Origin of the sequence: Jiulongibacter sediminis (assembly GCF_001306455.1) — a bacterium.
GTDB classification, from domain to species: domain Bacteria; phylum Bacteroidota; class Bacteroidia; order Cytophagales; family Spirosomataceae; genus Jiulongibacter; species Jiulongibacter sediminis.
In genome coordinates this window covers 1,308,334-1,319,242 of the sequence record NZ_LGTQ01000005.1, presented here as the reverse complement: position 1 = coordinate 1,319,242, position 10,909 = coordinate 1,308,334, and the positions used below count along the sequence as shown (strand labels likewise).

The following is a 10,909-nucleotide window of genomic DNA, read 5'->3' as shown; positions in this document are numbered from 1 at the left end:
TTTGAAAATTTTCAAAGAGGCTTCTTCTATTGAGTTTTAGCTTAGTTTCCTGCTGCTTCAGCCGGAGCCTCCACACCAAGTTGCTTGAACACTAAATCTGTAATATTATCACTTTCAGGAGCTACTAGAATTACCGGAGTAGTACCATAACCCGCATCTGAATTGAAAACGTGTGTATAGCCATTCGCTGCTGCTACTTCATCAATTGCCTTCTGGATTTTATCCATTACCGGGGCAAGAAGCTCCTGCTGCTTTCTTTGAAGAGCCGTCTCAGAGTTCTGCTGGAATTCCTGAATTCCTTCCTGAGAAGTTTGAAGACTTTTCTCTTTGTCCTGGCGAATCACAGCAGACATAGTACCTGCATTCTTTTGATAATCTTCGTATGATTTCTGGAAGTCAGCGATTTTCTCTTGTAATAATTTGTCGTACTGAGCCTTTTCGGTAGCTAGTTTAGACTGAATATCTTTTGAGTCAGGAATGTTTCCCAAGATATAATCAATGTTTGTGTAACCAATTTTCACCTGTGCCTGAACACCAACGCCAGCCAGCATCATTAAAGCAAAAAGGGTTGCAAATAATTTGATCTTCATTTTCTGTTTTATTTGTTTAATTAACTAATAACGATTTATTTTTTTTCAACTATCCCTAGTTCTTCCATAACGTAATCCGTGTAATCATGACGCGGATCGGTGTAAATCATGCTGATGTCAGACGCTTTGTCAAAAATAAACATGAGTTTCTTTTGTCTGGCTACCTTTTCACACGAGGTGTAAACGGCATCCATTATTGGCTTCATTATTTCTTTCTTTTTTTGAAAAAGCTGCCCGTTTAGTCCAAAAATATCATTGTTGAGTTTTTTGACTTCCTGTTCTTTGGTGGCTATTTCAGCCAACCTTTCCTTTTTCATTTCCTCCGTGAGCAAAATCTCTTCCTGCTCAAAGGTTCTTTTCATTTCAGCCACTTCCTGATGTTTGGTCTCAATATCTTTGACCCATTGTTCAGAATAAGTGTTCATCGCATTTATCGCATCCTGATATTCAGGCATTTTGCTTGTGATAAACTCCGAATCGATATAGCCGAATTTTTGACTAAAAGCGGCTGTTGAAACGAGCGACAAAATTAGAAAAAATAATGACTTCTTCATCTTGGAAAGTTTTTCAAAGAGCTATTTTATCTATTGGTTTCCAAGCTTCAGTACTTTGACTACCATTTTGATAAAAAGACTACTCTGTGAGGGTGAATTAACAGTTATTTAACAGAAGATCATCGGATCTGCTGACCTATACTAAACGTAAATTTCTTCAAACCCTTGTTCTGAATACCCGGTATAGGGTCAAAACCATAACCGTAGTCGAAGCCAAGCAAGCCGAAAGCTGCCATAAATACTCTGACGCCCACACCTGCCGATCTTCTCAATCTGAACGGATTATAATCTTTATAACTTCCCCAGCTATTACCAGCCTCCAAGAATGATAGAGCGTAAATAGTAGCTTGTGGATTTAACGAAATCGGATATCTCAGTTCGGCAGCAAATTTATTGTAGATGATACCCCCTTGTCTACTGAGCTGGCCGTTTGAGCTTGTAGCTCCCGTTACTTCTGCCGACTGCTCTGCTAAGGTTTTTTCATGAACGACACCCTCGTCATAACCTCTAAGACCAATAAGCTCAACACCGATATTATAAGCATTCTGTAGACCCATACCTGCACCACCTACAACGTATCTTCCAAACGGGCTGTAACCAACCTCATCAGAGTATTTGCCGAGGAAGCCCATATTGGCTTTCGCATGGAAAACAAGTTTACCAACTACAGGCATATACCAGTCGGCATCAAACATCCATTTATGCCCCTCTATCCACTGTAGTTCGTCAGTACTTTTGTTCGTACCGAACAATGAATACGGCGGGTTAAAACTTGCCGTTAAAGAGATGGACGAACCGGCTCTGGTAAATTGTGGATTGTCAAGGCTGTATCTTGAAATATTGGCATTCAAGCTTATGTCATGAGCCTGACCGTTTCTGAAGTTCGCCAAAAGGAAACTGTTCTCTACATCATAGTATTGATACGACAGCGTCGAACTCAAGTTAAAGTTTCTATCAGGCCAGTTCAATCTCTTACCATAAGTGATTGAGCCACCCGTGTTTTTAAAGAAGCCGGAATAAAAAGAAGATCCACCAAGACCTCCAAAACCGAAATATGGATTGAAACCTGAGTTTCCATATAACCTTTCAATACGCTTTTGTAGTTTGCCGTAATCCTGAGCAGAGTGGAAAAGACTCACCGAGAAAGAGTTGGGTTTTTTACCTCCTAACCAAGGCTCGGTAAAGGAAACGGAGTAGTTTTGAAAACCACCATTGGCCTGAAAACGGATAGAAAACTGCTGCCCATCACCTTTAGGAAGAGGACGATACTTTCTGAACTTCGTAATGTCTTTGATGGCAAAATTGTTGAAGACAATACCAAAAGTTCCTACAAAACCCTGAATACCCCCCCATCCACCAGAGAGTTCAATTTGGTCATTTGATTTTTCGTCTACATTATATTCAATGTCCACAGTGCCATCTGCTTGCGGGATAGGTCTTGGATCTATCGTTTGTGGGTCAAAATACCCCAGTTTTGATAACCTTTGAGTAGTCTCAATCAAATCAGTTTTACTGAACTTCTGGCCTGGTCGGGTCAAAAGCTCACGCATCACTACGTGGTCAGAAGTTTTTGTATTTCCGTTAAGTATTATTCGGTTGATGATGGCCTGCTTGCCCTCAAAAATCCGCATTTCAATATCAATAGAGTCGCCCTCTACGGCTACTTCTATTGGTGTACAATTGAAATAGAGATAACCATCATCCATATAAAATGAGCTGATATCATTTTGTGGAATACCATTGATTTTTTTCTCAAGTTCTTCAGGGTTGTAAAGGTCACCTTTCTTGATGCCAAGAATCATGGCAAGGGTGTCAGAGCTGTGGAGGTAATTACCGGTCCAGGTAATCTCGCGGTAAAAAAAGCGGTTCCCCTCATTCATATGAAGATAGAGGTCTACATTACCGTTTTCATTAGATACCACTGAGTCAGTTACCACCTGAGCGTTCCTGTAACCCTTTTTGTTCAGCCAATCTATCATGGCCTGTTTGTCCTCTTTATACTGTTTTGGAACGTATTTGGAAGGAGTGAATACCCTCAAAGGAGCTCTTTCTTTTGTCTTTTTGAGTTTAGAGAGCAATTTCCACTCAGGCACCTGCTCGATACCGGTTACCACGATCTCATCAATTTTGACCTTTTCCTTTCTGTCAATATCAAAAATCAGAGTTGCGTTGTTAACCCTAACGGTGTCGTCAATTTGCTCAACCTGAACAGTGGTATAAAGAAAGCCCTTTTCAATGTAGTGCTTCTTGATTAGGAGCTGCATGTTTTTTACCAGAGCTTCGGTAATTACCTTACCCCTGTTTTCACTTACCAGTTCTTCAATAGTTTCAACATCAGCCTTTTTTGTGCCTTCGATCTGTATTTTGTTTAGTCGGGGACGTTCTTTGAGGTCAATTTCCAGAAAAGCTTTGTTGTCTTCAATCCGAAGGACGTTGATCGAAACTTCCTCAATAATCCCCTGATCCATCAGACGTCTGACTGCGGAACTTATCGCTTCGCCCGGAATTGTGATTTGACTATTAACTGAAAGGCCTGAAACGGAGATCAAAGTGTTAGGGTCAAGGAATTTTACACCTTTTACCTCGATGCCTCCTACAGTGAATTTCTGTGGGTTGTCGTAAGAAATTGTGTTGATCGGGTTTGTGCTTTTACTTCTGGAGCCTATTCCGATAATTTGTGCGGAAAGACTGTTAGCTAGTAAAACAAAAGCGGTTATGAGTGCGTACCCTTTGTATTTATTAAGCATAAATGCTAGTTCGTTTCTTTTTTTACTTGTTCTCCCGTTTTTCCGAATCTTCTCTCTCTCAGTTGATATGTATAAATGGCATCAAACAGATGAGGTTTTCTGAATTCTGGCCAGAAGATGTCATCGATAAATAGTAATTCAGAATAGGCAGACTGCCATAAAAGGTAATTACTGATTCGGTGATCTCCCCCCGTTCTGATCATAAGATCAACATCTGGTGTTTTCTCCGTGGCTAAATAACGGCTAAATAGCTCTTCATTTATATCCTCAACGGATATTTCACTTTTTTTAACTTTCTCGGCTATAGCTTTAGTGGCTTGAATAATATCCCACTTTCCACTGTAACTCAAGGCCAGGGTTAGTGTCAATCCGGTATTATTAGCCGTTAGTTCTATTCCACTTTCCAACTCTTTTCTGGCTTTTGACGGAAGCGATTGAATATCACCAATGGTTTTAAGCTTAACATTACTCTTGTTCAATTCAGGAACCTCCTTGGCAATGGTAGAAACAAGCAATTGCATAATCCCATCGACCTCCAGTTTCGGGCGATTCCAGTTTTCGGTAGAGAAAGTGTAAAGGGTTAGATATTTTATCCCCAGTTCACCACAGGCTTCTACAGTTTCACGGACAGCTTTAATGCCGTGATGATGCCCGAAAATACGCATGGCTCCCTGCTTTTTGGCCCATCGGCCGTTACCGTCCATAATAACGGCTACGTGCTGAGGTAAATTGCTTTTATCGATGTTTTCCGGACTCACTGATTCTTAAGGTTTGATGGTGATCAAACTGCTACCAAAAATGACTGCAAAGGTAGCAAAAAAAGAAGGCCAATAAAAAGGAAAAATTATCTTCGGGGATTCGGACATTTTATGCCGATTAAAACGTAGCTCAGAGTAACTCCGGTGTAGAAATACTGGTCAGCTGTGTGATTGTTGGGTGGTAGGAGAGAAGCGATAGCCGGGTTGTATCCGGTTACACTTAATGGATCTGAAACGTAATAAAGGTTATCAAGTTTGTCACCACTTTCCAAGTTAAACAGGTATTTAGATGAAAAAGTGAAATTGATGTTCCAGTTTGAACTTATTTGTTTTTTTATTCCAAAGCCATAATTCAGAGCCTGATGATGTGCCTTGAGAACAGGTAGAGGGTAATTAAAACCCGCTATATCAATTTTGAAATGCTGCATTTGGTAATTCCCAAAGCCTAATTGCAGAAACGGTGTCCATGAAGATTTATATATCGTTCCGGAGGATCTGAAATTGAGGAAGTTATACTCCACATCAAAGTGATAATCCCAAATTCTACCTTCAAAACTCATGTCTCTTGCCTTGTTAGCCGCGTTATTACTCAGACCGTCGTGACCAGCAAGTAACATAAATGATGTTTGGCCCTTTAAAGAGATGGCATTAGAAAGGTTGTATCTGAACATTACATGACCACCCGGGCGAGAAACCAGAGGATTGAAATTTGGGTTCAGGTCACCTTTATACTGAGACACCCCTAAACCAAAACCTCCTTCAAGCGTTTGAGCATTGAGGTTAAAAAACAGGAAAATTAGAATTCCACTAAGAAAGAAAGTCGCCTTTTTGAACAAGCTAGACTAATAATTGATTCGAGTAGAGTTTTTTTCGGAAGGCAAAAGTAGTTAAAATTCTTACTTTAAGACAGGGCATTTGATCTTGTTACTCAGGATGTAACTTAAGGTCACTTGGAAAGTAGCGTAAGTGTCAGGTATGTTACTTGCGTTTCCTCTTATTGTGCCAGGTAGATCAGGCCCATAAAATTGTCTCAGATCACTAGGTGACCATGTGTTTGGATTCAAAATTCCCGCATTTAATTTATCAACGTCTTGCCAAATCTGATGCAAGGTTGATATTCTGTAATCTCTAGTTCTTGAGTGTATTGCCTCATCAGCTCTAAAGCTCAAATCAGCATTTGGACCAATAAAGGATTGTAGTAAAGCTTCATCTGCATATGAAACTTCTGCTACATCATCTATGAAATCAGTTTTGGTAAGTCTAATATTTCCTTCAAAAGTAATATCGAACTTTTCATTTATTTTGAAACGAAGACCAAGACCAACTGGGAGAACAGGTTCAACAAAACTGTACATTTTTATTGTACTGGCAGGTAATACTTGCCCGGATGTTGATGCATCTCTCAAAGGAACCCATGTTGGAGGGTCAATAACGTTCGTGACCGGTAATGTTGCTTGAGGAGAATGAGCAACCATCCCCAATCCAATGGTTGCGTAAGGTGTAAAATCAAGTCTTCCTCTGGCTCCACCTTTTCCGTAAGAGGGTAAGAGGTTGAAAACACCACTAATCGTCACCTCTTTTAGGTCATTTCTGAAGTGCAGGTTTCTAATATAGTTTTGCCAGAACAAGTCTAAGTTTCTTTGAGAGTAGGTGTAGTCATCTCCTAATATTCTGATCCATGATAGTTGTAGACGAACACCTGCATTAGCCGTCAAGTATCTTGTGTAGTTAGCGTGACCGTTCCATCTAACGTTAGTATATAGAGCATTGTAAAATTGGCTGTAGGGGCTTAAGTCTCCCCAGTAATGTGAGGATCCACCGCCAATACCTACCGTGGTGTATTGATTGATCACGTTTTGACGTGAAAATAATCCCTGACCACTGGTTAAAGTGGAAATCAGTATTCCTGAGCAGAGGAAAGCAATTTTGAGTAATCCTGATGACCTTGCCATACTTTGAATAAAATTCGGTTACAAAACGCCAAACGTTAATTTTTTATTGCTGTGCAACCTCAGGAAGATTCCCCTTTCTCGGCTTGAGACAAACGATTTCTGACGTCTTTACCCCAGCCCAGTTTCTCACGTAGGGTATCAAGGAAGTCCATGCCGTCTAATGTAACCAGCCTGGCCTTAAATGATTCCTTTTTAATCGTGATCTCAGAATCCACATCTCCGATGACTTTTGCTCTGGAATCCATAGAAACCAGATAATTATTGCTTCGACTCTCTACTTTCAGTGAAATCTCACTATTATTAGAGACGATCATTGGTCTTACAAACAAATTGTGCGGGCAAATAGGAGTAATTATAAAATTATCTGAATGAGGCATAACCAAAGGCCCCCCGCAGCTTAATGAATAGCCCGTAGAACCTGTAGCCGTCGCCACCATCAATCCATCTGCCCAATAAGAGTTTAAAAACTCACCATTGATGTAAGCATGAATAATGATCATCGAAGAAGTGTCGGTCTTCGAGATTGCTATTTCATTCAGGGCAAAGTTCGTGCCTGATTCGAAGAGTTCGGTTTCAGATTCTGCCGAAACCATTGTTCTTTCATCAAGTTTGTATTGATGATTGAGTATTTTCTGAACCGAAGGCTTAATATCCGACGGCTGAATTGATGTCAAAAAACCTAAGCGACCAAAATTAACTCCCAGAATGGGTTTTTCCGTGGATCCTACTTTTGCGACGGTTTCAAGAAATGTACCGTCACCTCCGAGACTGAGCACCATTTCTGATTTATCCAAACCTTCTTTGGTTTCAAAGACCTGATCGGTGTAAACATTAACCTCGGCTTCACTCAAAACCTTTCTGAAAGAATCTGAAATCTGAAAATCGATATCCTGAGTGGAGAGCTCGTCAAAAACCGCCTGAACAGACGCTTTATCTTCGACCCTGAACTCGCGTCCATGTAAGGAAATGTGCATTGGAGAAGAGACTAAATTTCTAAATATTTCATTAAGAGCCCGTAACGATGCTGATCTACGGTGTTGTCATGATCAGGGCCAAGAATTTTTTCAACCTGATAACCATAGCGTTTGAGACTTCTTATACCATTTATGATCTCCTTTTTATCGAATTTGATAACAAAATGGTATTGAGTCAAATCTTTATCCTCAAGATAAAGCTGCTCAATTTTTAAACCTTCGGCTTCCACAATTCGGCTGATATCAGACAGGCTGTAATCATTATGATTTACTCTGAGACCGATAACACTTCCTTCACCTTCAAACTGACGTATCAGGACGCTTTTGAAAATATCCGAGGATCTAATAACCCCTATGAATTTTTCTTGCTCGTCAACAACCGGGCAAATCTTTAGATCGAGTTTGATCAGGAAGTCTACCGCCTGTAAAAGGTGGGTGTGCTCCTGTAGAAAAATTCCTGTAAATTTTGGAGGGATTTCGGAAAGCGGCATTTCCTGAGCAAAACTCATTAATGCCTCTTCTTCATAAATATGAATTTCACCGTTGTAAAGCATTACCATTTGGCTCAGATGCTCCTCACCCATAAACAACAATGCGTCATCAGCACTATCTGTGTGTTTGAGTAATGGAATATTGGCATCTATAAGCTCGGTAATTTGCATATCACGCTTCTATAGTTTCATTTAATTTTTCAAGATACTTTTTGAGGATCCTGTTAAACTGTTCAGGCTGCTCCATCATGGGAGCATGGCAACATTTATCAATGAAATGCAATTCAGAATTCGGAATCAAACGATTAAACTCGTGTCCAACATGAGGAGGAGTAATAGTATCGTTAAGACCCCATATCAAACAAGTAGGTGCGGTAATCGAGGGAATTTCGTCCGCCATATTATTTCGTTGAGCTGATTTCGCAATCTGAACAATGTTCATACACTTAGGAATACTACTTGTAATCTCGAAACACTCGTCAACCAGTTCTTTTGTGGCTGTTTTCGGGTCATAAAAGGTGTATTCTACACGTTCTTTTATGTAATCATAGCTACCTCTTTTCGGGAATGAACCGCCCATGGTGTTTTCAAACAATCCTGAGCTTCCTGTAAGAACAAGTGACTTTACATGCTCAGGATGAGCAAGCGTGTACATCAAAGCCACATGTCCTCCTAGTGAGTTGCCTAAAAGAATCATATCCTTCAGGCCCTTAAGTTCTACAAAACCTTCAATAAATTTTAGAAGACCCTCCAAACTTGCCTGACGCATCGGCATATCATAGATCGGCATTACCGGTATTATCACCCTGTATTGATCCTTAAAGCCATCAACTACATCATGAAAATTACTTAGGGCACCGAAAAGGCCGTGTAATACAAGAATTACTGGTCCTTCTCCTTCATCTACAAAGGTGTATTGCCCGTCTTGAAAGGTTTTTTGTGCCATTTGATTTCTAGTGTAATGCTTAATTGCTCTGCAAAATTCCCCTTATTATTTGAATAATCAAAAGACGAAGAGACTAGGAGCTATGTTTGTTTAATTGTTTCACCAAAGCCTCAAAATCTTTTGGGTACGGAGCTGTAAATTCGACAACGCTACCTGTGAGGTCTCTGAAAGCAATCTTATGGGCATGAAGAGCTACTCTTTTTATCAATGGTAGCTCCTCTGTATCCATCTTTAGATTGAATTTACGTTTTATCTGTGATAAATAGATGAAATCTCCACCATAAGTGGGATCACAAACGATTGGTGCATTTAAGCACTGAAGGTGAACCCTGATCTGGTGCATTCGCCCGGTAATGGGGTAGCAACGAACCAGTGTATGCTTTTGGAAACTCTTCTCTGTAAAAAAGATAGTCTCGGCCAGTTTACCTGCAGTTTTATCAATTCGAACGGCAGTTCCATCTTTCAAAACAGAAATTGGAAGAAAAACCGAAATGCTGTCAAGATCGTGAACTCCATTCACCACAGCATGATATTCTTTTTTGACTTGGCGATCTTCAAACTGAATCGCCATATTTCGGTAGGCTTCTGAGTTTTTTGCCAGTACGAGAGCTCCTGAGGTTTCTTTATCAAGTCTGTGACAAAGCTGAATATCGTCATACTCCTCCTTTGCCATTTGTTGAATACTAATGGCCTTGTCTTTGGTTCTCTCTGGCAAAGAGGAAACAAAAGGAGGTTTGCTGATGATTACATAATTGTCATCTTCATGAATTATTAACTCCCTAAAAGTTAGTGTTTTAGGTGGTTTCTTGTAATTGCTTAACTCTGTCAAACTTTAATCTGCTTTTAATAAAGAAAAAGAGAATCTGGTACCTTTGCCTGGTTTGCTGGTCACACTTACTGAGCTATTATGGGCACTCAAAATATGTTTAACAATAGCCAGACCAAGGCCGGTTCCACCAGTTTCCCTGCTGCGGCTTTTATCAACGCGATAAAATCGTTCAAAAATTCTATTGATATGCTCCTGAGGGATACCTGGTCCGTCGTCTTCAACGGCTATGGTATAATGCTTTTTTTGCTCTTCAAAAACCACGGTCACTTTGCCGTGATCTTTACCATATTTAATGGCGTTTTCAATGAAATTCATCAAAACCTGATAAATTCTCTGCGGGTCCGCTACTACAAGGCACTCTTGAATTTTGGCCGGTTTAATTTTGAGTTTTGTGTCTCTTTTGGTCGCCTTGTCTTCAAGTTGCTCAAAAATGTCCTCAGTGATTCTGACCAGATCCAAAACTTCAAATTGCATTTTAAGCTCTCCTGTTTCTACCTGAGAAAGCACCACAAGGTCTCTCACTAAAGCATCAAGGCCATCAAGGCTTTTAGCCGCCTTATTGAGAAATCTGATTGCTACTTCCGGGTCGTCTATTGCACCATCAATAAGTGTATGTACAAAACCTTGGGCCGCGAAAATTGGAGTTTTTAATTCATGAGAAACATTCGCCAGAAACTCTCTTCTAAAAGTTTCCATACGTTTCAGTTCTTCTATTTCCTTTTGTTTCTCAGTTACGTAATCTGAGATTTCGGTATTGAGAAGTTTCAGCGGATTCTGGCTATTGAGAAGAGGCTTTTTCTTGATGTTGAAGTCTTTAATTTTGAGCTTCTTAACACTCTTGTAAATCTGATCTACCTCCTGAAAAATCAGTACATCAACGGTGTAGTACGTAGTAAAATAGGTAGCCAGAAAACAGATGACACCGGTGACAACAAGCATCTCGGCTTTGGTGTCGGGTACAAAATTGAGAAAGACCACGGTGAGCACTGTAATAAAAAGTGCGAGCAGAAAGGCGATCCATCTGGCAGATAAGTTCATGAATGCTCACGAATTAGGTTTCCCGGCAAA

Annotated in this window: 11 protein-coding genes; all 11 read right to left on the bottom strand. The window is 40.2% G+C overall.

The window, feature by feature from the left end:
* Positions 1-41: 41 nt before the first annotated feature.
* Positions 42-590, bottom strand: coding sequence for an OmpH/Skp family outer membrane protein (locus AFM12_RS05880; protein WP_055144959.1), 549 nt, complete (start codon positions 588-590; stop codon positions 42-44).
* A gap of 35 nt (positions 591-625) precedes the next feature.
* Entirely contained in the window at positions 626-1,144 is a 519-nt protein-coding gene (locus AFM12_RS05875) for an OmpH/Skp family outer membrane protein (RefSeq protein ID WP_055144956.1), read from the bottom strand.
* A gap of 119 nt (positions 1,145-1,263) precedes the next feature.
* A complete protein-coding gene (bamA, locus tag AFM12_RS05870) occupies positions 1,264-3,891 on the bottom strand; it encodes an outer membrane protein assembly factor BamA (protein ID WP_055144953.1) in 2,628 nt (875 codons plus the stop codon).
* 5 nt (positions 3,892-3,896) lie between these two features.
* Positions 3,897-4,649: an undecaprenyl pyrophosphate synthase gene (gene uppS, locus AFM12_RS05865; protein ID WP_262489869.1), complete on the bottom strand. Its 753-nt coding sequence runs from the start codon at positions 4,647-4,649 to the stop codon at positions 3,897-3,899.
* An 86-nt stretch (positions 4,650-4,735) separates the two neighbouring features.
* Entirely contained in the window at positions 4,736-5,485 is a 750-nt protein-coding gene (locus AFM12_RS05860) for a DUF6089 family protein (protein ID WP_055144950.1), read from the bottom strand.
* A 60-nt stretch (positions 5,486-5,545) separates the two neighbouring features.
* On the bottom strand, positions 5,546-6,601 hold the full coding sequence (locus AFM12_RS05855) for a hypothetical protein (protein WP_055144947.1): 1,056 nt from the start codon (positions 6,599-6,601) through the stop codon (positions 5,546-5,548).
* Between the two features lie 59 nt (positions 6,602-6,660).
* Positions 6,661-7,575, bottom strand: coding sequence for an NAD kinase (locus tag AFM12_RS05850; protein ID WP_055144944.1), 915 nt, complete (start codon positions 7,573-7,575; stop codon positions 6,661-6,663).
* Between the two features lie 11 nt (positions 7,576-7,586).
* Complete coding sequence (locus AFM12_RS05845; RefSeq protein WP_055144941.1) at positions 7,587-8,237, bottom strand: CBS domain-containing protein; 651 nt, start codon at positions 8,235-8,237, stop codon at positions 7,587-7,589.
* Between the two features lies 1 nt (position 8,238).
* A complete protein-coding gene (locus AFM12_RS05840; protein ID WP_055144938.1) occupies positions 8,239-9,012 on the bottom strand; it encodes an alpha/beta fold hydrolase in 774 nt (257 codons plus the stop codon).
* A 73-nt stretch (positions 9,013-9,085) separates the two neighbouring features.
* Complete coding sequence (locus AFM12_RS05835; RefSeq protein ID WP_055144935.1) at positions 9,086-9,841, bottom strand: RluA family pseudouridine synthase; 756 nt, start codon at positions 9,839-9,841, stop codon at positions 9,086-9,088.
* Positions 9,842-9,844: 3 nt separating this feature from the next.
* Positions 9,845-10,879 carry a sensor histidine kinase gene (locus tag AFM12_RS05830; protein WP_055144932.1) on the bottom strand — a complete coding sequence of 345 codons (1,035 nt, stop codon included), beginning with the start codon at positions 10,877-10,879 and terminating at the stop codon, positions 9,845-9,847.
* Positions 10,880-10,909: the final 30 nt, after the last annotated feature.